Below are 22,617 nucleotides of genomic sequence, written 5' to 3' on the forward strand. Positions count from 1 at the left end.
AATGTAAAATAGAGTTAATATATCTTTTTTATTTTCTTGTATTGTCATGATTCGTTTAATTCAAAAAAAATGGTACAAGTACCAACAAGCAAAAAAAGCAAAATCTTTTGACTCTCATTGGTATATGCGTTTCGGCTGGTTAGAGCACCCTTTTACAACACTTGAGCAATTAGATTCACTCTTTGAGATCCATTCCCCTAGAAAGTTCACATTTGCAGATAGCTTTTATGCTTATGAAAATGGCCGCCATTTTATTTTTTTTGAAGAAGTCGATGATCAACATCCGGTAGGCTTTCTTTCAGTTTTAGAAGTCTTTAAGGATGGCACCTACACACCGCCTGAAACTATTTTAAAACTCGACTATCATCTCTCCTATCCTTGCGTATTTAAAATAGATAACACTTGGTATATGGTCCCAGAAACTTCTGCCAACAAAACCATCGAACTCTGGAAATGTACTGATTTCCCAATGAAATGGGAGAAGCATTCTAACCTAATGGAAAATATTGAAGCAGTCGATAGCACCCCTTTTTACAATGAGGGATTATGGTATCTGTTTACTTCAACGCGTCGTGATTGTAAGAAGTTTGGTGACCGTTTAGATCTATTCTTTACCAAAGATATTTTGAATCCTGAATGGCAAGAGCACCCAATGAATCCAGTATGCCGAGGCAGTCAGCAGTTTCGTATGGCAGGCAAACCTTTTATTTATAAAGGCCAGCTGGTTCGACCAAGCCAAGATTCTTTAAAACGTTATGGCGGCAATATCGAATTAAAAGCGATTACTCAGCTTAGTCCAACAACCTATGAAGAAAAATTACTAGAAGTGGTTTTACCAGACTGGAATCAGGCAGATGACGGTTGCCATACCATTAATGTCGAAGATAACTTTGTGGTACTTGATGCCATCCGCCTTACGCCAAAAAATAATTAAGTTTTCAGCAGGCCTTTATAAATATTAAGCGTCTGCTCAGCCATGGCTGGTACAGTCAGTTCAGCTTTGGCTTTTGCATATAAAGGGCTAAAATCATTTTGAGCCTCAGGTTGAAGCGCACATTTAATCGCTTTTGCTAAACCTTGAGCATCTCCAATTTCTGCTAGATATGGCGCTGGCAACCACTCGATCACACCGTTCACTTTAGTTGAAGCCATTGCTTTATCTGCCTGCAATGCTTCGACCATAACGAGTGGAAAACCTTCACGGTCTGACGATAAAACCACAATATCAGCCAACTGCACCAGATCACGTGCATCAGTTCTAAACCCAAGAAAAGCGACCCGATTTTGTATCTTTAATTCACTGACTTGTTTCTCTAAACTTGTTCGAAGTGAACCATCGCCTACAATCCATAAATTGGCATCAATCTGTTGCATCGACTCAATCAATAAACTGATATTTTTTACTGGTTCTAGACGGCCAATACACATAACAACTTTTTTCTTAGGGTCTAGCTCAGCAAAATCTTTTTGAATCGATTGAAGCAACTTTTCTTTATTTTCAGCTGTAAGAGCAGGTTGAGGATATACACCGTTATAAACCACGTGTGCTTTAGACTCAGGAATACTTTGCGTGAGCGCTTGGCTCACTGCAATAACTGCATCACCAGCTAAATAAGCGGATTTATTCTTTTTAGTACCGTGTACCGTCGTTACAAATTTCGGGCCAGATAAAAATGGCTTAATGCGGGCAATCAGCTCAGCCGCCTTTCCTGCTTGTGCATGAACAATAGCAGGTTGAATTTGCTGTATAAAATTTTTAAGTTGCCAGAGTAAAAGAATATTCCAACGGCTACGTGCAAAATCGACGGCATGAAAATGTACTTGTTGGCTAAACTTTTCTACATAGCAAGGATGTGCAATCACATGTACTTCATGATTTAAAGAGAGCTCATTAACAAGGTTAAAAGTGTGCTGCTCTAAACCACCAACTCCACCGCTGGTTGCCAATACCTGAACAATTTTCATAGCTTACCTGCTTATTTCTTATCTTTATTCATGGCCTGTTCAAAAAGCTTGGCTTCTTTTAGAAAAGCATAAAACGCGTTAATCATACTATTTACGAAACCACGCCAACCATTTAAGAAACTACGGCGAATAAAATAAGACTTCATAAAAGTCACAGGCATGACCAAAATCAATTTTGCAACACTTGGAGACTTTCCTTTTTGGTATTTCTCTAATGCTTTTAAGTTGGAATATTGGTTATTTTTTTCGACTTTAACGAAAATGCTCGACTCACCATAATGATAAATGTCGTGTTGGGCACGCTGAGATTCACCATCTACAACCACATTTTCATGAACTTTATTAGCAAGGTCATAATGCCCTTTAGACTTGCGGAAAAAACGCACCTTTGCATGTTTTTTAGTATGCTTGCTGTTTGGAACACCTAAGAACACATCATTAATTGGTGTGATTAATGCATCAAGTTTGTTTTGCTGAATGGTCTCAATAATTTCTTGTTTTAACTCGTTAGATAAAACTTCATCGCCATCTAGATTGAGTACCCAATCATTACGACACTTTGCTAAAGCTAAACTTTTTTGCCCAGCATAACCTTGCCAGTCTTGATGAGAAATTTTCGTATTTTCAAAGTGCTGTGCAATTTCATAAGTATTATCAGTACTGCCCGAATCTAAAATAATAACTTCATCAAACTCACTGACACTTTGTAAAGTTCGTTCTAACCAAGCACCACAATTTAAGGTGACAATATAGACACTACATGGAATTTTATTCATAACTTATAACGTCCTTTAGCAAGGGCGATACGCATCTGTAAAGCATTCATGGCACCATGCGTGCTGACACGTGGAATATTAAATTGATTACTTACTTCATACGCTTCGATTTTTTTACGAGTCGATACGGCATTTTTAAAGCCAATCTCTTGAGCCATTTTCTGGTGCTTTTCATTAAATCGACCAAATGGATAAGCAAAGCTCGGACATTTTCCAACTAACGCTTCAACGTCACGTTTAGACTGAACCATTTCATCGTAAGCAGTTTGATCATCAAGCTTAAGTAAGTTCACATGATGTTGTGTGTGTGCACCAAACTCAATGAAACCTGAATTTGCCATTTCATGAATTTGCTCATGAGTTAGCTTTTCAATTCCTTCAATTTGCGTTGCCAAATAAATGGTTGCTTTTGCATTGTATTTTTTAAGTAATGGATAGGCATAAAGATAATTATCCATAAAGCCATCATCAAAACTTAAAGCAACCACATTCTTTTGATTACGGTATTGTTCAAGCTCGGAAACAAAGCAAAAAGTAACCTTTTTACGCGTCAACAACTGTAAAAGTTGCTCAAATTTTTCAGGAGGCATGTTCATACCAGAGGCTGCATCTTTAGGGGTAACCTGATGCAACATCACAATGCGTGGTAGTTTACTCGAACGAAACGGGAGCCAGAATGTATAATTACCCAGCACATATAACAGTGCAGCAAGTGCTAGTAGGCCTACCGCAACGTACAAAAACCACATCATGCATAAACCTCATGTGACCATTCATAATCTTCTGAAAGGGGCTGCTTAAATGTCACCTCAACCATAAACTGGGTGATGCGCTTAGCATTGAAAGATTTGCGTGTTTTTTCCCAGCCTTCTTTCGCTATTTTTTCAGCCTGATCTGGGTTTTGATCAAAGAATTGGATCTTCTTGGCCAAATCAAACTGGTCATCAAAGTAAACCACTTCCTGCTCGGTGTAGAGCTTCTCAAAGCCCGGAATTCTTGGGCTAAAAGTCAATAAACCATTACCAGTCAGTTGTACAATACGGTCAGAACTATACAAGGTTACATCATTACGACGTGAGTAATTAAGTCCCATTTTTGTTTCAGAGAGAACTTTATAATACGCTTTACCATAAACACCAGGTTGTTCAAAACAACCATAATATTGATAGTTCACATGACCTTGTTGCAATGCATCTGCCAAGTCCTTTAAGAACTTTTCACGCTCAGGTTCTTTATAGACCACACCGCAGAAAATAAAAGTCTTGTCAGTCTTAGAGTTTGAAAATTGCTGTAGTGTTTCTACATTACGGTGACCGACATTTGGCAAATAGGCCACGCTTAAATGAGGTTGCTTTAACTTTTGTAGATATTCTCCGCCTGTTGTACAGAAAATAGCATCTAAATATGGCGAGAATGCTTTGACAAAGCCGAGTTTGTTTTCAAGATAAAGCGGATCAACATACCAAAATGCAATTTTAGTATTTGGATAAGATTCTTTAATTTGTCTTAGAACATCTGGACTCATTAAGTCACTATGCCCAATGAGCACCAGATCAGGTTCAATATTATTAACGACCTTTAGAACTTCTTTATTAGCCCAATTGGCACCCAGTTTTTTTGTTTTAAAAATGGTTCCCATACGAGCCATGTCACGAAAACTAAAATCATAAACGAAATGGCCATTTTCAATTAATCCGGCAGAAATTTTACGGTCTGTGCAGTAAAAATGGGCGCCTTGTTTATTAAAGCCAAAATTTGCAATATGCAATATTTTCATTTATTTACTCAAAATAAAAAATTTAATTTTTTGCTAAAAGATATGTTGCCACACGGTCCGCTTCTTTAAAAGCATAAGGTTGTGGTAACTGTACAACACAAGTCTGCTGTGAAATTAATTGTGATTCTAACATTTGATCAACTGAGTGCGTAATCCGGTCGTCTTTCAAACGGTCCATTGCCATCACCCCGACTCGACAGCCTGCAGTAAGTGCCTCAAAAATCATAGACACGCTATCTTCTGTTACCCATACAGCTTCTGCTTTTTGCATTTCCTCAAAAATCCAGCCTTGAGGTGTTTGCTCAACCGGAAATATATGTAAATGCTGGGCAAAGTTTTGTTGCCTTAAAATATCGACAAACTCTGCTGGAGTTCGACGTGAAGTCGTCAGAATAATTTCAGCGTTTGGATTATTCTCAACAATTTTTTTAACACTACTTAATACTTTATCTTGGTTCCATTGATGTCGTTTAGATGAACCACCTAATGCAATTAAAACCCTAGCTGTTTGATGTCGATTTTCATTACGAATTGGATTGAGTGCACCACGTGTGACAATCACATGGCTGTCGGCGTGAATGCCGTCATGCTCTGGAATAACCGCATAGTCAAAGCAACCAATCGGTAAACTCGGCTTCATTAGAATAATCGTTTTAGCCTTTTTAAAAATTTTACCGAGTAACCAAACACGAAAATGTGTGTGGCTTCCTACGCCAAATATAAAATCAGGCGCTTGTTTAAATAAGGAGTTTTTTGAAGAGAAAAGTGCCAGAATTAAAGAAATAATGGGCAAATCAGTAATTAGGACTTCTTCAAAAGTTGTTTCTGGCTGTTGTCTTTGCATTGCCTGAAACAAGCCTAATGCTTGTGAGCGGTGTCCTGCCTTACCATCAGACACATAGACAATATGCATAGAAACTCCCTAAGCAAAAAAATAAAAAGGCGAAACTTATGTTCGCCTTTTTATGTTAACGGATTAACTTATTTTACGTAAGTTAACCAGTGTTCATATTTCGGATTTCTACCTTGAACCGCATCAAAGTAAGTTTTTTGGATTTCAGTCGTAATTGGACCACGGGTACCCGAACCAATTGGACGGTCATCGTATTCACGAATTGGTGTTACTTCAGCAGCAGTACCTGTGAAGAATGCTTCGTCTGCAATATAAAATTCGTCACGTGTAATACGACGCTCAACTACTTGATAACCAAGATCTTTAGCAATCGTCATTACTGTTTGACGTGTAATACCATCAAGTGCACCACCAGCGATATCTGGAGTATGTAAAACACCATCTTTAATCAAGAATACGTTTTCACCTGAACCTTGGCACACATAACCTTGTGGGTCCATGAGCATTGCTTCATCGTAACCTGAGTGTGCAACTTCTTGATGAGCAAGAATTGACAATGTGTAGTTACCAGATGCTTTTGCTTTACACATGGTCACGTTTGGATGATGGTGAGTAAACGATGAAGTTTTAACGCGAATACCTTTCGCCATCGCTTCATCACCAAGGTAAGCACCCCACGCCCATGCTGCAACAGCGGCATGAATTGTGTTATTTGTTGCTGCAATACCAAGTTTCTCTGAACCGATCCAGATGAGTGGGCGTAAATAGCAAGAAGCTAATTTATTTTCACGAACAACATCGATTTGTGCTTGTTCAAGCGCTGCTTGATCATACGGCACTTTCATTTGATAAATTTTTGCTGAATTTAACAAACGTTTTGTGTGGTCTTGAAGACGGAAAATGGCAGTACCTTTAGGAGTTTCATAAGCACGAACACCCTCAAATACGCCCATACTGTAGTGTAAAGTATGGGTTAAAACGTGAATCTTTGCATCACGCCAATCAATTAATTGTCCATCTTGCCAAATAAAACCATCACGATCAGCCAAATTCATGGAACACTCCAAATTGTTATAAAATCATTCACTATCCAACTCAACCGAGGCGGTTGGGTCTATTAATCTTTGCCATAAATTGCAAACGACCGCACGGGTACTACGCCAGTCCGCTGCGCTTACTTGCATGGATTGATTTGCAAGGGCTAAACGGTGGCTTTCGGCACGTTCACTAAGATAGGCTCGAATTAATGCTGTGGCATCTTCACTGGATAAGCAGTCTGCTTTAGCAGCATCTTCTAATATTCTTACATTATCAGAATAATGGGCGAGATCGGGTTTCGTCCCGCTCCATGCAAGTACAGCATACTGTGCCATAAATTCGATATCTACGATACCACCTGCGTCCTGTTTTAAATGAAAAATACCATGTTTTTTTTGTTCAGAAGACGAACCTAGGTGGTCTTTCATTTTCTGACGCATTTTCAGCACTTCCTCACGAACATAAGCCTCATCTCTAGACTGAGTCAATATCTCGCGGCGAAATATTTCAAATTTCTGGCAAAGCGCCTCATCACCAGCAATAGAACGCGCTCGAACTAATGCCTGATGCTCCCAAAGCCATGCACTTTTCAACTGATAGTGTTCATAAGCTTTCAGACTCGTCACCAATAAACCAGCTTCACCTGAAGGTCTTAACCGTGTATCAATTTCATAGACACGACCATCTAGTGTTTGTGTCGTCATGAGTGACATAAACTTTTGAGCAACACGCATAGCAAACTCAAAGCCACTAATGGACTTCGTTCCATCCGTATCAGCTTGTTCATCTAGATAGTGAATAAAGACAAGGTCTAAGTCAGAACCATAGCCCAGCTCAATACCGCCCACTTTGCCATAACCAATGACAGCAAAAGCTTTGTAGTCGAGTGAGCAGCGCTTTCCATCAACATCGCACGGGTAACCATGACGTTTTGCTACTGTTTGATAAGCCAAATTAAGTGTTGCATTCACACTCACTTCAGCAATATCAGTTAATGCATCAGATACCTTCATGAGAGGACTTTCAGCTAGTACATCACTTGCAGCGACCGTGAGTACATTACTCTTTTTAAATAAGCGAAGCGCTCGCATTTGATCTTCGACTTGATCAATCTCAATACGAAGTAACTGCTGACGTAATGAGTCTTCTAAGTCCTTACGTTTTGGTAGCTCAAAGTCCATCGACAAAAACTCATCCAGCAGTACCGGATATTGAGTTAACTCTTCACAAATCCACGGGCTTACAGTCGCCATTTTTACTAAGCGTTGCAGTGCCCCCTTACTTTCAATCAGCATCACCAAATACACGGTTCGACGCATAACAGATTCAATAAGCGGCATTAAACGTAATAATGCAGTTTGTGGTTGTTCTGACTGTAAGATCGCTTCAATTAAATGAGGCCAAAACGTTTTTAAACGCTGCACAGCATTTGAAGGAAGTTTTTTGAGTGCGTGCCCATGCCAAAACTCATGAATCAGATTTTTCGCATTCTCATCTAGTACTTCATCTAGCTGCTGCTCTAACTGCCCATAATTCTCTGTTGCTGCATTAGAGCTGGTATCTTCAATGAGTTGCTTAAATTGAACTTTGACTTTTTGACGTTTCTCATTAAGAACATCAATAAATTCATTCCAGCTTGCGAAACCCAAAGTATCTATAATGCGTTGTCTTAGGTCTAATTCTTCTGGTAATAACTGGGTTTGCTGATCATTAAGAGCTTGAATTGCATGTTCAACACGGCGTAAAAACAAGTATGCATCTTCAAGTTCTAATACAGCTTGTTTTTCTAATAAACCTGCTTCGCCAATATGTTCTAAGCTGACTAAACATTGACGGTCTTGTAACTCACGTTTAGACCCACCGTAAATAAGCTGAAAGACCTGAACAATGAACTCAATTTCGCGAATACCACCTGCGCCGAGTTTAATATCATCCTCAATATGACGGCGTAACACTTCGCGTTCAATCATCGCTTTCATATCACGCATGGCAGCAAAGGCGGTGTAATCGACATAACGACGGAATACAAAAGGACGCGTCATCTCTAACAAGTCCTGTCCTTCTTTACCACCCGTTACAACACGCGCTTTAATCCATGCATAACGTTCCCACTCACGGCCATGCTGACTTAAATATTTTTCTAAAGCTGCATGACTAATCGCTAGTGCCGAACCATCGCCCCAAGGGCGTAAGCGCATATCAACTCGAAATACAAAACCATCTGCGGTAATGTGCTCAAGTAAATAAATGAGTTTTTGTCCCCATAAAATACAGAACTGCTGTACATCAATACATTTGCGGCCATTGGTTTCGCCTTGCTCATCAAAGGCAAAAATCAAATCGATATCACTCGATAAGTTAAGCTCTTGAGCACCAAGTTTACCCATGGCAACCACAATCAAGTCTTGGACTTTGCCAGAATAACTTAACGGTTCCCCATGTTTCGCCACAAGTGCTACACGCGCAAAATCCTTTGCTGCACAGATACTGGCATCGGCAAAATCAGAAAGTTCACGAGTGAGTGTGACAACATCGGTAAGCTGATTGGCATCCTGCCAGATCCAACGGAACATTAAACGACAACGTAAAATGCGCAGACCACGCATCCAAAGCGTTTCATCATTAATTCCATCTAATGTGGTTTGTACGAACTGGTAAATCTGTTCGGTCGAGAGCGGCGCAGTAAATTGATCTATTTGATAATCTTTTTCTAAAACAGCTTGATGCAAGGCTAAAACTTGTTCTGCGTACTGACTCGCACGCAATGTTTTTTGTAACTGCTCCGCATTCATATAAAAAGCTCTTTTCCTCGTACTCTCTTTTTAGTTATAACAGTTCGAGTAGTGCTAGGAAAAGGGATTAGACTAATTTTGCTTCCGATGTAGAATGATGTTCGGTAAGCGTCTCGTGACTTTCTTGAGCTGAAGGCAGTAAAACTTTAAATGTTGTTCCAACACCTTCTTTAGAACTAACGTCAATTTGTCCCTGATTAATCTCGACAAAACGCTTACAAAGACTCAAACCTAAGCCTGCGCCTTTTTCACCTGCGGTTCCTTTAAAACTGGCTGTAATACGTGGATGGAACAAATTTGTCATTTGTTTTTCGGTCATGCCTAAACCAGTGTCTCGAACTATTATTTCTATATTTTTATCAGCTTGCCGAGCTTCAATAAAAACTTTACCCGATCCATCAATGTCGGTAAATTTCAGCGCGTTTGACACCAAATTTTGGATTACAGAGGTCATCATATTGATATCGGCATAGATATTTAAATCATCTGGAACATCATTGACTAGTTCAATATTTTTCTTTAAAGCTAATGTGCGCAGTACATCGCAAACGATATTGCTGACTTGTCTAAGCTTAAAGTTAATCGGGTGATAAACAAAACGCCCTCCTTCTGCCATCGCCCATGTTAGTAAACTTTCAAGTAAGTTATAGGTTGATTGCGAGGTGTCGTATAAATAATCTGCAATATTTTGAATACTAGATTCATCTAAGGTTTCACGCTCTTTAGCGAGTACCTCTGAAAATCCGAGCAGTCCATGAAACGGCGCACGTAAGTCATGCGAAATAATTGAGAAAAACTTTGTTTTACTCGAATTAATCGCTACCTGTTGTTCATAGAGTTCGTTTAACTCTTCATAGTTAAACTTCAACTCGACTTGCTGCATAAAAGTAGAACAATAATCGAGCAGTAGTTGAATATCGTCATCTTCAAATGTTGCCGCATCGTCATCAAAAAAGACAGCAAAACCCATCGAGGTTTTATCAGGGTGTAAAAGATGCACGGCCAATGCCCTGCTGCACTCAATATTTAATTCTTTTAAATAATTGATTAAATTTTGATAAGAAGGATGTAAGTGATTAATGATCTGTTGTTTGGCGAAACACTGTTTTAAATGCTTTGATGGCTTAAACGAGATTGCCGTCATACCTTCAGGACAACGGTGCCAAAAGTAAGGTTCCTGATTAAAAGTTAACAAGGCTTTTTTACAATTTAAAAGACGAAGACTAAATCGGAAAAATTGCTCGATATAGTTCTGCTCGGCATTTAATCCAAGCAACAGAGATATCCTACAAGCACTTAACTGCTCAACCTGATTTAGTTCTAAACGTTGGAATGTCATTGCCCGCCTCACAGATTTTGTCGTTTTTGGTCGGAACCGCTCTCAATCAAGAAATGTACTTATAATCATTATGATCTACTACAAACTTTAACACAGTACATAAAAAGAGCAACGTTCTTTTCGAAATAGAAATGTGAAGTTTCAATTAAAGGTTTTCAGATACATAAAGTGGGTATGCTTTAGAAAAATACAACAAATGTTTGAAGGTAGAGAATTGTAAGATGTTAGAAATGCGAGTTCAGAATATTAGTAAAACATAGTGTAAAAAAATAATATTTGAATAAGAGCTTAGATTTTTGATCAGTTTCACTTTTATCAAGCTCATTTTGTATTTAAAGAAAAACTTCTTGAGCTTAAAAATTGAAAGATTTTTATAAACTCTAAATTTATGGCTAGAAATTCGAGCCCGACCCTCGGGATTAAATAATCATTTCATAATTTCTTAAGCTCTATCCACTTTTTTATATCCAACAAAAAACCCCTAAACCGTTAGTTTAGGGGTTTTCGTAGAATCATAAGATTCTGAATCTTGGTCCCGAGGGTCGGACTCGAACCGACACGTCATCTCTGACAGCGGATTTTGAGTCCGCCGCGTCTACCAATTTCACCACCTCGGGAGAGGAAGTATGTTTGTGTTGCGTATATTAGCGCGTTTGTAAAACTTGTCAAACCCTAAGTGAATATTATCGTTCACTTTTAGACCATTTAAACATTTTTCATGATTTCGGCTAGAAGCACAGCCATACAAAAGTGAAAAAGTTTATACTAGGCCCAATTTTTGCGGTGTTTTTTCTCAAATATGCAACTGTCTGACTTTTCCTTTGAATTACCTGATGAACTTATTGCCCGTTACCCTCTTGAATCACGTAGTGCTTCACGGTTGTTGCACTTAGACTCGAAAGGTCAATATCACGATCACATGTTCACAGACATTATCGATCTGTTCGAAGAAGGTGATCTATTAGTGCTTAATGACACTAAGGTCATGAAAGCTCGACTTAAAGGAAAACGCTCTACAGGTGGTGCGATTGAGATTCTGGTTGAGCGTATGCTGAACCACACCACAGCGTATTGTCATATTAAATCAAGCAACTCACCTAAAGCAGGTGCGGAGCTTTTTATCGGTGCCGACAATATTCCAGTGATTGTACGTGGCCGTCACGAAAACTTATTTGTGGTTGAGTTTTCACAGCCGATCTTGCCTGTACTTGAGCAATATGGTCAGTTACCTATTCCGCCTTACTTTAACCGTGAAGCAGAGGAAATTGATACAGAACGCTATCAAACGGTTTTCCATAATCCTGAAAAAATTGCCAGTGTTGCCGCTCCTACTGCTAGCTTGCACTTTGACGAAGAGTTACTAGCAAAGTTAGAGCAAAAAAATGTTCAAAAATCTTTTGTGACTTTACATGTCGGTGCTGGCACCTTTATGCCTGTTCGTACTGATGACATTACCAATCATGTCATGCACAGTGAATGGTGTGATGTTCCTCAAGAAACCATTGATTTAATTTTGGCGACTAAAGCACGCGGCAATAAAGTGATTGCCATTGGTACAACCGCGACACGTGCTTTAGAAAGTGCAGCTCAAGCTCATGGCGGTAAAATTGCAGCTTGGACTGGCGACACGCAAATTTTTATCTATCCAGGTTATGAGTTCTGCATCGTGGACCGTTTAATTACTAACTTCCATTTACCAGAGTCCACCCTGCTCATGTTGGTATCAGCGCTATCAAATCGAGACAACATTTTGGCTGCCTATGAACATGCAGTTAAAAGCCGCTATCGTTTCTTTAGCTATGGCGATGCAATGCTGATTGATAAGTTAGAAGTTTAAAAATTAAATTCTGATCGATATTGTTAATTATCTATACACATCTTCTATCATAAGGATGCAAATATTTAGCAATATCGATTAGCTTTGCCAAGTCGATTATAATTTTTATAAGCCTGAATTTTAGATATTCCCTTCATTAAAATATCTATGCCATAAAACCTATTCTTAGTTTCTCCCATCTTTTTATATAACGGCTACATTTAGTAGTAGAACTACGTCGCAGAATCAAGGAAAATAGCCCTCTTTTTAGCAGCGAACTGTTCCTTCGCCTCTGCTCGTGTTCAGGATTTTTAGATGAAGTTTGAAAAATTAGGTCAGTCGGGGCGCGCCCGTCGTGGTCGTTTAACTTTAGAACATGGTGTTGTTGAAACACCTGTTTTTATGCCAGTGGGGACTTACGGCACAGTCAAAGGCATGTTACCTCGTGACATCGAAGACATTCAGGCACAAATTATTTTAGGAAATACGTTCCATCTATATTTGCGCCCGGGTCTTGAAGTGATTAAAGAACACGGTGGTTTACATGACTTTATTAAATGGAATAAGCCAATTTTGACTGACTCTGGTGGTTTCCAGGTTTTTAGTCTTGGCGCAATGCGCAAAATCAAAGAGGAAGGTGTTACTTTCCGCTCACCGATTGATGGTTCAAAAGTATTTTTATCACCTGAAATTTCTATGGAAATTCAGCAGGTCTTGAACTCTGACATCGTGATGATTTTTGATGAATGTACACCTTACCCTGCAACACATGAAGAAGCTCAAAAATCATTGCAGCTTTCTTTACGCTGGGCAAAACGTTGTAAAACCCATCATCATGATGAGCTCAAAAATCACAATGCGTTATTTGGCATTATTCAAGGTGGCATGTATGAAGACTTACGCGATGAGTCTTTAAATGGCCTTTTAGAAATCGGCTTTGACGGTTACGCAATTGGCGGTTTATCTGTAGGTGAACCTAAAGAAGAGATGATCAAAGTTTTAGATTATCTACCGAATAAAATGCCACATGATAAACCGCGTTATTTGATGGGCGTTGGTAAACCAGAAGATATCGTTGAAGCGGTGCGCCGTGGTGTCGATATGTTTGACTGTGTAATGCCAACTCGTAATGCTCGAAACGGTCATTATTTTGTCACGGATGGTCTGGTACGTATTCGTAATAGTAAATATCGCCATGACCAGAGTCCGCTCGATCCACATTGCGATTGCTACACTTGTAAGAACTTTACCCGTGCTTATCTATTCCACCTTGAAAAATGTGGAGAAATGTTAGCGTCTATGCTCGGTACTATTCACAACTTACGTTATTACCAACGTTTGACTGAAGGTATGCGTGATGCATTAGACAATGGCACATTTGATGAATTTGTTCAGGACTTTTATGCCCGTCGTGGTTTAGAAGTTCCGCCATGTCCTGTTGATGAATAAGCCAGATTTGCGCTCAACCTCAAGACAAGGTAAATTGCAAAACGAATTAGGATTATGTCAGTTATCTGACTCATATTTTTAACTTTAGGAAATCAAAATGAGCTTTTTAATTTCTGCTGCTCATGCAGCACCGGCAGCTGGCCCAACTACTGGTATTTTGCCGAACATCTTGATGATTGTCGTATTCGTTGCAATCTTTTATTTCTTAATTTGGCGTCCTCAAGCAAAACGTGCTAAAGAACACCGCACCTTAATCGAAAGCTTAGGTGTAGGTAGTGAAGTTGTTTTTGCTGGTGGTTTAATGGGCAAAGTGACCAAAATTGAGGGTGACTATGCAGTTGTTGAACTTAGCCGTGGTGTAGAAGTAAAAATTCAGCGTGCCAGCGTAATTTCAGTATTACCTGAAGGCACTCTAAATAACCTTTAATCATAAAACAGTCGTGCTTTAGCACGGCTTTTTCATTTAAGAAGAAAGCGAATGCGTTACCCTGCATGGAAATATTTACTGATTCTGGTTGTTCTGGTAATCAGTACATTATACGCACTGCCTAGTCTATATCCGGATGAGCCCGCTGTTCAAATTTCCGGTGCCAAAGCTGGCACCCAAATTGATCAAAGTGTGGTGAAAAAAGCAGAGCAAATTTTAAAAACAGCAAATATTGCGAGCCATGACAATACTTTTACAAATAATGCTGCCCTATTGCGTGTCAGTTCATCTGAAGCGCAGTTAAAGGCAAAAGAAGTATTACGTCGTGACTTAGGTGATGAATATGTTGTCGCCCTAAATCTTGCACCAACCACACCAGAATGGCTGCAAAAGATTGGGGCAAAACCAATGAAACTTGGTTTGGACTTACGTGGTGGTGTCCACTTCTTGCTTGAAGTAGATATGGACAAAGCCGTTGCCCAACGTATGGAAACCTCTGCCACCGATTTGCGTCGTCAGTTCCGTGAAAACAAGATCAAATTTAACAGTCTTGCATTAACGAATAATGTGATCACTGTTCAATTTGCTGACAATGCTGACCGTGATGCAGCAATGGATTTTTTACGTCGTAATGGGAATGAATATACCCAACAGGCATTAGCAAGCTCTACAGGTTCTACTTTAAAGCTTACTTATACTGATGTACGTCGCCAAGAAATTCAGTCATATGCTGTAAATCAGAACTTAACAACATTACGTAATCGTATTAACGAACTTGGTGTTGCAGAAGCATTGGTACAAAGTCAGGGTAGCAACCGTATTGTTGTTGAATTACCGGGTGTACAAGATACTGCTGAAGCTAAGCGTGTTTTAGGACGTACAGCGAACCTCGAATTCCGTTTAGTTTCTGACTTAAATGATCAATATATTGATCCATATACGGGTAAATATAATGGCCAACCTTTACCTCCGGGCACAGAAGTTTTTGCTTATGAGTCTTTAGATAGCGGCCGTCAACTCTTGTTGCAACGTAACCGAATCTTGACTGGTGAGCGTGTTCAAAATGCGAGCTCTGGCTTTAGTCAGGACTCTGGCGGTGCCGAGGTAAATATTACGCTCGACAGTGCTGGCGGTAAGCTAATGTCTGATGCAACCCGTAATGCTGTTGGTAAACGCATGGCGGTATTGTTCATCGAGAACAAGCAAAAAATTAACTATGTCACAGATCCAAAAACTGGTGCACAAACAGAAGTTCGTACGCCATACACTGAGTCTGTAGTCATTAATGCAGCAACAGTTCAAGCTGTTTTAGGTTCAACTTTCCGTATTACCGGTTTAAGTTCTCCTCAAGAAGCATCTGAACTTGCATTAATGCTTCGTGCTGGTGCTTTAGCTGCACCAATGTACTTTGTTGAAGAGCGTGTAGTGGGTCCAAGCCTTGGTCAAGAAAACATTGATAAAGGTGTATTGTCTACTCAAATCGGCTTCTTGCTCGTTGCAATCTGGATGGTAGTCTTCTTCCGTCTATTCGGTTTAATCGCAAACTTTGCGCTTGTGTTTAACTTGGCAATGATTTTAACCGTGATGTCATGGATTGGAGCTTCCCTCACCTTACCGGGTATTGCCGGTATCGTTATTACCATTGGTATGGCGGTCGATGCGAACGTATTAATATGCGAGCGTATCCGAGAAGAAATACTCTGGGGGGCCTCACCCAAACAGGCCATTGTGGCCGGTTACGATCGAGCCTATAACACCATTTTTGACTCGAACTTAACCACGTTCCTCGTTGCATTCATTCTGTTTGCAATTGGTACAGGCCCAATCAAAGGTTTCGCCGTAACATTAATGATCGGTATTATTTGTTCGATGTTTACTGCAATTACAGTAACTCGTGCAATCGTACAAATCATTTATGGTAAACGCCGTAATTTGAAAAAGTTGAGCATTTAAGGAGATCGATGATGACTAAAGTGACTCAACAAGATTCAAAACAATATGGTCGTCCGGATGATGCAAAAATCATCCCGTTCATGAAGATTGCCAAACCTGCGGCAATCTTCTCGATCCTTATTACTTTGGCAAGTATTTTCTTTATTGCGACTAAAGGTCTTAACTTAGGTTTAGACTTTACGGGTGGTGTTTCAGCTGAGCTTAACTATGCTCAACCAGCCAATCAGTCTGAAGTTATTCAGGCGCTCGATAAAGCTGGTTTTAAAGATGCTGTAGTACAAACCTTAGGTAGTAATAAAGACTTACTTGTGCGTATGCCAGTACAAGAAGTTAAGGTTGAAGATCTTAATAACGCGATCACTAAGGCTGTACAATTACCAAATAATCCTGCCCAAGTTCATAAAGTGGACTCTGTAGGTGGTCAAGTTGGTAATGAACTCTATGTTCGTTCTGCTGGTGCCGTTGCACTTGCACTTATCTTAATGTTGATCTACGTGACCATTCGCTTTGAGTTTAAACTCGCGATGGGTGCCGTAATGTCTTTATTCCACGACATCATCATTATCATTGGTGCTTTTGCATTATTCCAATGGCCATTTGACCTTACAGTGTTAGCTGCGGTACTTGCTGTTATTGGTTTCTCGCTTAACGATAACATTGTAGTGTCAGACCGTATCCGTGAAAATTTCCGTAAAATTCGCGGTGCGACTCCTCGTGAAATCGTCGATATTGCTTTAACTGAAACTTTACGTCGTACCATTCATACATCAATGACGCTATTGCTAGTTGTTCTAGCGATGATGTTCTTAGGTGGTGATGGCCTACACTGGTTCTCTGTTGCAATGTTTGTTGGTGTATTTGTTGGTACTTATTCTTCGATTTATATCGGTACTGCATTTGCATTGTGGCGTGGTCTTAACCGTCAAGATTTCATTGTTCAGGTTAAACCTGAATTTGAAGATGAAATTCCTTGATTGTCTAAATAAGAGTATAAAAAACCGCGATTTATTCGCGGTTTTTTATTTAAAACATATTATTTACGGCGCAGAGCATCCGAAATAGCTTCAACCAACTGTTGAGAAATTTCTTGTTTAGATGCTTTCTCTAACTCACGCTTTTTCATGTGATAGCTTTCAGCAAAGAAAACTGTCATCGCATTTTCATCAGAAGCAAATCCAATATCAGCACGTGATACATCGTTGCAGGCAATCATGTCTAGTTTTTTAGCAACCAGTTTCCCTGCCGCATATTCTTCAACATTTTGTGTTTCGGCTGCAAAGCCCACCATAAATGGACGTTTTTCCTGACCTGCAATTGTTGCCACAATATCCGGGTTTTTTACAAGGGAAACATTCAGCTCATCCCCTGCTTTCTTAATCTTATGCTCAGCAACTTCTGCTACGCGATAGTCGGCGACTGCAGCAGTTGCAATAAAAATATCGCAGCCTGTTTCTAACGAGTCCATACTGACGTCAAGCATTTGTCGTGCTGAGGCAACATTTACACGTTGAACACCATTCGGCGTATCTAAACTTACAGGTCCAGCAATTAGAGTCACTTGCGCGCCAGCAGCGTAACAGGCAGCAGCTAAAGCGAAGCCCATTTTTCCAGTACTATGGTTTGAGATATAACGGACAGGGTCAATCGCTTCACGTGTTGGCCCAGCAGTAATAACTACTCGCTTACCTGCCAACAGTCCAAATTTCTCAGCGATGGCACGTTGAGCTTGATGGAAATAACCAGCGACTTGGCGAGCAATTTCTTCTGGCTCAGGCATACGGCCCAGGCCGACATCACCACAAGCCTGTTCACCCGCATCCGGCATGATCACATGTACGCCATCTTCGACTAAGGTTTGTAAATTTCGCTGAGTTGCTTTAGCCGCCCACATTTGCTGGTTCATCGCCGGAGCTACCCAGACAGGAGATTTAGTTGCTAAAAATACTGTGCTGAGTAAATCATCGGCCAAACCATTTGCAAATTTAGCCAATGTGTCACAGCTTGCAGGTGCGACTAGTAATAAATCAGCCCAACGCGCTAATTCAATATGTCCCATACCCGCCTCAGCCGCCGGGTCTAGAAGTTCAGTATGAACAGGATTACCAGAAAGAGCCTGAAAAGTTAGTGGGGTAATAAATGCCTGAGCACCATGTGTCATCACCACTCGCACGTCAAAGCCATAATCTTTGAGGCGGCGGACTAAAATGGCACTTTTATAGGCAGCAATTCCGCCAGTAACAGCTAAAACAATGTTTTTATGAGGAATAACGCTTAGATCAAAGCTCACGAACAGGATACCTTTCTGTTGCAGTGGCGCTCACAATAGCATTAAATACGCGCAGACCCAAGATTGATTGGGCAAACAAAATAAAATTTTAAGCGAATTATGCTGGGGAATATGAATACTTCTATTAAAAATTGGCCTGAACAAGAACGGCCAAGAGAACGGTTATTACAACAAGGTCCACAAAGTCTATCAGATGCAGAACTGCTGGCGATTTTTCTTCGCTCAGGTTCAAGGCAACATTCAGCAGTCGAATTGTCACGTTTACTCATTCAACATTTTGGTAGCCTTAATGCAGTGTTTGATGCGCCATTAAGTGAGTTAACTCAATTTAATGGGATTGGAGCAACGAAATATTCACAATTACTGGCAGTCAAAGAACTAGGACGGCGTTATCTCGATCATCATTTTCAAAAAAATAATCTCAGCCTTCATTCATCTGACTTAGTTTTGGATTATCTGCGCTACGAATTAAAGGGCGAGAAACAAGAAGTTTTTGCGGTCTTGTGTCTAGACCCTGAACTCAGAAAACTCCATTTTAAAAAGCTATTCTTTGGTTCAGTTCAGCATTGTGCGGTTTCGGTCAATCAAACGTTAAGATACGCATTACAACAACATGCTTGTCAGCTCGTTATTGCTCACAATCATCCCTTTGGCTCACCACAACCATCTTCCGAAGATATAGCCTTAACTCAACAGCTTGAACAGGCTTGTCAACTTGTCGAAATTCGTCTGCTCGACCATTTTATTATCTCACCAGAAGGAAGCTTTTCCTTTGCTGAACAACAACTGCTCAACCCACCAACAATATCAGTTCAATGATATTGACAAAGTACGACTAAGCCTAGAAGATCAAAACAAAAATAGCGACGTTTAAAATAAAATGATTGTTCGGGAACAGCCTAGTATTTTCAAAGTATTATTCTCTTGGCGAGGCACAATTTTACCCAAAATTTTACCCTCCCTAGGCGTTGTAATGCTGATCTCGGCAATCATTGGTGGAGTGGAATACATCAATCTTTATCGCTTTCCAGAGATTCCTTTGGTTGGCTTTACACTCATTGGTGTCGTACTTTCTATTTTCCTAGGATTTAAAAATACTGCGTGTTATGACCGCTGGTGGGAAGCCCGAAAATTATGGGGCGTTTTGATTGCAACTTCGCGTCATTTTGACCGAGACTGTCGTATTTTAACCCAAGCTCGCCGTGAGCGTGTGATTCAACACGTGATTGTTTTCGCAAATGTATTACGTGACCGTTTACGTCGCCAAACGGCGAATCCAACTGAGTTAATACAAACCAGTGGTATGAGTCAGCAAGCACTCACTCAACTCTACCAACAAAATAACGCCCCTCAGTACACACTTAGCCTCATTCACTGGGAATTGTTGCAAGCGCTTAAAGAAGGTGAAATCTCTGACATTATTTATGCACAAATGAATAAAAATGTTGCTGACTTAAGCGTCGTCCAGACTGGCTGTGACCGAATTGCTAATACGCCAATTCCATTTGCTTATTCAGTTTTACTCAACCGCACAGTCTATTTTTTCTGTTTTATGTTGCCGTTTAGTCTGGGCTCATTGCTTGGATTAGCAACGCCTTTATTGGTGGGGATTTTGGCATACACATTCTTAGGTCTGGATGCACTAAGTTCTGAAATTGAAGAACCATTCGGTACTCAAAGTAATGATTTGCCGCTAGATGCTATGGTACGTAGTATCGAGATTGAACTGTTAGGGACACTCGGTAAACCTACTCCACCGCCTATTCAGGCTCAAGACAACAACTTATTGTAAAAAGTTTAAAGAAAACGTTCCCAAATCCCATGCTGCTTATCAGTGGGTTTGGGCGTATTTCCGAGTTTAATCCATGGCATATTTTCACCATGAAAATCACTGCCAATTGAAACCGCCAACTGATATTGTTCAATCATTCGATCAATCATCTGGCGTGTGGATAGAGGTTCAATAGGTGGAGGTAATTCAATTGCATCTCCACCGGATGTTGCGAACAATTCAATTAAATAGCGAACGTTGGTTGCAGATAAATCATAACGCGTTGGGTGAGCTAATACGGCAAACCCTTTACTTTGATGAATCACATCAATGGTTTCTTTTAATCCTAAGCCTTCGAACTTTACAAAGGCACGCTTTCCTTCCTTTAAGAAACGGTCAAAAGCTTGTTGAGGTCGAGCCACGACATTTTTCTCGACCAATGTTTTAGCAATGTGTGTTCTTGTTACTCTGTCAGCTTGATGTTCTACTTTTGCAAGAACATCATCATAAATCTGAAAACCAATACATTTTTCCAGCAGTTCACAAATCACTTTAGCTCTTTGCGCCCTAACTCTTTTTTGTTGTTCTAATGCTTCTAAAATTGGTGCTTCATCTTGCATATTTAAAGCAACAATATGTACACCATAACTCTTCTTAGTGCTTGGACGCGACCACTGGCTAGAAATCTCTGTACCAGAAATAATATTTAAATCATGACCTTGTGCAGCGATTTTTGCACGCTGCAACCCATCCATTGTATCATGATCAGTTAAAGCCAATGTATGTAGGTTCACATCAATAGCAGCTTGCACCAGTAATTCTGGAGACAAAGTTCCATCAGAAATATTGCTATGTGTATGTAAATCTATGCCTTGCATCTTTTATACTATGCCATTCGCCAAACCTGATCAGATACTCTAACATGAAAGCACTTCTGGACTTTGTTCCATTAATTATTTTCTTCTATTTATATAAAACAGTTGATCCAACTAACACCCAGCATCCTTTACTGAAACTGATCGGGTCTGCTGGTGGTGTCGATAATAATAATATTCTTGTAGCGACGACTGGCTTAATTATTTCAATGCTTGTGGTATATGGTGCCCTATTTGTTTTCCAAAAATTTCGTCTAGATAAACAACAGTGGTTTGTATTGTTTATGACTATCATTTTTGGTGGCATTACCCTCATGTTAAGTGACGATTTCTATATTCGTCTCAAGGCTGCGATTTTAAATTTAGTTTTCGCTGGCGCATTCCTGGTATCTCCTTGGTTTGGTAAAGACCGTAAGCCACTCATTCAACGCTTATTTGACCCTATTTTAGATTTGAGTGAAAAAGGTTGGAAAAATCTTAACTTCGCTTGGGCAGCAATGTTTGTCGTGATGTCTTGTCTGCATGTATTCTTCGCATTTTTATTTCAAGGCGGAAAATATTGGGGCGAATTTACTGCATTTGGTGACATGATTGTGATGTTTTCATTTATCATTATTCAGTTCATTATTTTACGTAAACATTTTAAGTCACCAGACGCTTAAAATGCTTCCAGATTGATTATAGAGATACGATTACATGCCTTTTTTTGTTCTAAGCTGTACCGATAACGAAGGAACTTTAGAAAAACGCTTGGCAGTACGCCCTCAGCATATCGAACGTTTACAAAAACTCGATGATGAAGGCCGCCTAGTTACAGCGGGTGCTATGCCAAAAGATCCTAATGATCCGCAAGCAGGCTTCTATGGCAGCACCATGATTGTTGAGTTCGACAGTCGCGAAGCATTAGATGAATGGTTAAAAGAAGAGCCATTTGTTAAAGAAGGCATTTATGCACACGTTGATGTAAAACCGTTTAATAAAGCATTTCCAAAAGGGTAATCGCATGCAGCTTGCAACCAAAAGCTTTCTTGGCTTGTGTTTGATATGTTCAACTGCTGGGGCAGTTGAACCTGCTGCGACACCAGCAACGCCTTCTCCAAGTGCGCCTTCAACTCAAGCAGCTAAACCAACTCCAACACCTGCAACTGGAGTTAAAACAGCAGCGACGACAGCACCAACTGCAACAAAACCGCTTACAGCAGAACAGCTCGCAAAGAACAAGCAACAGCAAGATGCAAAAATCAAAGCCTTAGTTCAAGATCAGGCATCTCGCTTAAAACAGCTAGAACATGCCAACCTTGAAGCGCTCGCCCAGAACCAAGAGTTACAGCTAAAAAATGATAACCTCTCTGTTCAGGTTCAAGTCTTACAAAGCGAACGAAGTGCTCAAATGTTTTTATATGGCGCTGTTACCTTAGCGGGTGGCGTATTGCTAGGTTTCTTTATTGCTAGTTATATTCATACAAAACGTCGACGCCAGTGGTAATACCAAGCGATCT

21 protein-coding genes and 1 tRNA gene are annotated in these 22,617 nt (G+C 40.1%); 11 read left to right on the forward strand and 11 right to left on the reverse strand.

Annotated features, from left to right (window positions below):
• The first annotated feature begins 46 nt into the window (after window positions 1-46).
• Complete coding sequence (gene ghy / locus AWW73_RS15740; protein ID WP_062850123.1) at window positions 47-934, forward strand: glycosyl hydrolase Ghy; 888 nt, start codon at window positions 47-49, stop codon at window positions 932-934.
• On the opposite strand, the gene AWW73_RS15745 is transcribed toward ghy, so the two are convergent.
• From AWW73_RS15745 to AWW73_RS15785, 9 genes are all read right to left on the reverse strand, one after another.
• Window positions 931-1,965, reverse strand: a complete 1,035-nt coding sequence (locus AWW73_RS15745; protein WP_062850124.1) for a glycosyltransferase — start codon at window positions 1,963-1,965, stop codon at window positions 931-933. The genes ghy and AWW73_RS15745 overlap by 4 nt on opposite strands.
• A gap of 11 nt (window positions 1,966-1,976) precedes the next feature.
• A complete protein-coding gene (locus AWW73_RS15750) occupies window positions 1,977-2,741 on the reverse strand; it encodes a glycosyltransferase family 2 protein (RefSeq protein ID WP_062850125.1) in 765 nt (254 codons plus the stop codon).
• Complete coding sequence (locus AWW73_RS15755) at window positions 2,738-3,493, reverse strand: polysaccharide deacetylase family protein (protein WP_062850126.1); 756 nt, start codon at window positions 3,491-3,493, stop codon at window positions 2,738-2,740. The genes AWW73_RS15750 and AWW73_RS15755 overlap by 4 nt, the downstream gene beginning before the upstream one ends.
• Window positions 3,490-4,518, reverse strand: a complete 1,029-nt coding sequence (locus AWW73_RS15760) for a glycosyltransferase family protein (protein ID WP_016143484.1) — start codon at window positions 4,516-4,518, stop codon at window positions 3,490-3,492. Before AWW73_RS15760 ends, AWW73_RS15755 begins: the two co-directional genes overlap by 4 nt.
• Window positions 4,519-4,540: 22 nt before the next feature.
• Window positions 4,541-5,431, reverse strand: coding sequence for a mitochondrial fission ELM1 family protein (locus tag AWW73_RS15765; protein WP_062850127.1), 891 nt, complete (start codon window positions 5,429-5,431; stop codon window positions 4,541-4,543).
• Between the two features lie 68 nt (window positions 5,432-5,499).
• Window positions 5,500-6,426 (reverse strand): branched-chain amino acid transaminase, encoded by a 927-nt coding sequence (locus AWW73_RS15770; protein ID WP_031949314.1) that lies wholly within the window; start codon window positions 6,424-6,426, stop codon window positions 5,500-5,502.
• Window positions 6,427-6,450: 24 nt separating this feature from the next.
• Window positions 6,451-9,201, reverse strand: coding sequence for a bifunctional [glutamate--ammonia ligase]-adenylyl-L-tyrosine phosphorylase/[glutamate--ammonia-ligase] adenylyltransferase (gene glnE, locus AWW73_RS15775; RefSeq protein WP_062850128.1), 2,751 nt, complete (start codon window positions 9,199-9,201; stop codon window positions 6,451-6,453).
• A 67-nt stretch (window positions 9,202-9,268) separates the two neighbouring features.
• Window positions 9,269-10,540, reverse strand: coding sequence for a sensor histidine kinase (locus AWW73_RS15780; protein ID WP_016143488.1), 1,272 nt, complete (start codon window positions 10,538-10,540; stop codon window positions 9,269-9,271).
• A 530-nt stretch (window positions 10,541-11,070) separates the two neighbouring features.
• A tRNA-Leu gene (locus AWW73_RS15785) sits at window positions 11,071-11,157 on the reverse strand.
• A 182-nt stretch (window positions 11,158-11,339) separates the two neighbouring features.
• On the opposite strand from AWW73_RS15785, the gene queA reads away from it, so the two are divergent.
• The 5 genes from queA to secF all read left to right on the forward strand — a co-directional run bounded on the left by queA (window position 11,340) and on the right by secF (window position 17,159).
• Window positions 11,340-12,377, forward strand: a complete 1,038-nt coding sequence (gene queA, locus AWW73_RS15790) for a tRNA preQ1(34) S-adenosylmethionine ribosyltransferase-isomerase QueA (RefSeq protein ID WP_062850129.1) — start codon at window positions 11,340-11,342, stop codon at window positions 12,375-12,377.
• A gap of 294 nt (window positions 12,378-12,671) precedes the next feature.
• Complete coding sequence (gene tgt / locus AWW73_RS15795) at window positions 12,672-13,805, forward strand: tRNA guanosine(34) transglycosylase Tgt (protein WP_002116306.1); 1,134 nt, start codon at window positions 12,672-12,674, stop codon at window positions 13,803-13,805.
• Between the two features lie 97 nt (window positions 13,806-13,902).
• A complete protein-coding gene (yajC, locus tag AWW73_RS15800; protein WP_016143490.1) occupies window positions 13,903-14,232 on the forward strand; it encodes a preprotein translocase subunit YajC in 330 nt (109 codons plus the stop codon).
• 51 nt (window positions 14,233-14,283) lie between these two features.
• The gene (gene secD, locus AWW73_RS15805) at window positions 14,284-16,185 is read left to right on the forward strand and encodes a protein translocase subunit SecD (RefSeq protein WP_016143491.1); all 1,902 of its coding nucleotides are present in this window, start codon (window positions 14,284-14,286) and stop codon (window positions 16,183-16,185) included.
• An 8-nt stretch (window positions 16,186-16,193) separates the two neighbouring features.
• Window positions 16,194-17,159 carry a protein translocase subunit SecF gene (secF, locus tag AWW73_RS15810; RefSeq protein ID WP_081409658.1) on the forward strand — a complete coding sequence of 322 codons (966 nt, stop codon included), beginning with the start codon at window positions 16,194-16,196 and terminating at the stop codon, window positions 17,157-17,159.
• 59 nt (window positions 17,160-17,218) lie between these two features.
• Here secF and coaBC read toward each other — a convergent pair whose 3' ends face one another.
• Window positions 17,219-18,472, reverse strand: a complete 1,254-nt coding sequence (coaBC, locus tag AWW73_RS15815; RefSeq protein WP_057105036.1) for a bifunctional phosphopantothenoylcysteine decarboxylase/phosphopantothenate--cysteine ligase CoaBC — start codon at window positions 18,470-18,472, stop codon at window positions 17,219-17,221.
• A gap of 99 nt (window positions 18,473-18,571) precedes the next feature.
• Between coaBC and radC the strand changes: the two genes are divergently transcribed.
• Together radC and AWW73_RS15825 are read left to right on the forward strand one after the other, a co-directional pair.
• Window positions 18,572-19,291 carry a RadC family protein gene (gene radC, locus AWW73_RS15820; RefSeq protein WP_080648585.1) on the forward strand — a complete coding sequence of 240 codons (720 nt, stop codon included), beginning with the start codon at window positions 18,572-18,574 and terminating at the stop codon, window positions 19,289-19,291.
• 61 nt (window positions 19,292-19,352) lie between these two features.
• The gene (locus tag AWW73_RS15825; RefSeq protein ID WP_005064169.1) at window positions 19,353-20,264 is read left to right on the forward strand and encodes a bestrophin family protein; all 912 of its coding nucleotides are present in this window, start codon (window positions 19,353-19,355) and stop codon (window positions 20,262-20,264) included.
• Window positions 20,265-20,269: 5 nt separating this feature from the next.
• Here AWW73_RS15825 and AWW73_RS15830 read toward each other — a convergent pair whose 3' ends face one another.
• Window positions 20,270-21,121, reverse strand: coding sequence for a PHP domain-containing protein (locus tag AWW73_RS15830; RefSeq protein ID WP_062850131.1), 852 nt, complete (start codon window positions 21,119-21,121; stop codon window positions 20,270-20,272).
• Window positions 21,122-21,165: 44 nt separating this feature from the next.
• On the opposite strand from AWW73_RS15830, the gene AWW73_RS15835 reads away from it, so the two are divergent.
• The 3 genes from AWW73_RS15835 to AWW73_RS15845 are packed head-to-tail and all read left to right on the forward strand — an operon-like array spanning window position 21,166 to window position 22,604.
• The gene (locus AWW73_RS15835; protein WP_031949320.1) at window positions 21,166-21,780 is read left to right on the forward strand and encodes a septation protein IspZ; all 615 of its coding nucleotides are present in this window, start codon (window positions 21,166-21,168) and stop codon (window positions 21,778-21,780) included.
• Window positions 21,781-21,814: 34 nt separating this feature from the next.
• The gene (locus AWW73_RS15840; RefSeq protein WP_005804733.1) at window positions 21,815-22,117 is read left to right on the forward strand and encodes a YciI family protein; all 303 of its coding nucleotides are present in this window, start codon (window positions 21,815-21,817) and stop codon (window positions 22,115-22,117) included.
• A 4-nt stretch (window positions 22,118-22,121) separates the two neighbouring features.
• A complete protein-coding gene (locus AWW73_RS15845) occupies window positions 22,122-22,604 on the forward strand; it encodes an SH3 domain-containing protein (protein ID WP_016143497.1) in 483 nt (160 codons plus the stop codon).
• The last annotated feature ends 13 nt before the right edge of the window (window positions 22,605-22,617 follow it).

Source organism: Acinetobacter lactucae (assembly GCF_001605885.1).
Lineage (GTDB): Bacteria > Pseudomonadota > Gammaproteobacteria > Pseudomonadales > Moraxellaceae > Acinetobacter > Acinetobacter lactucae.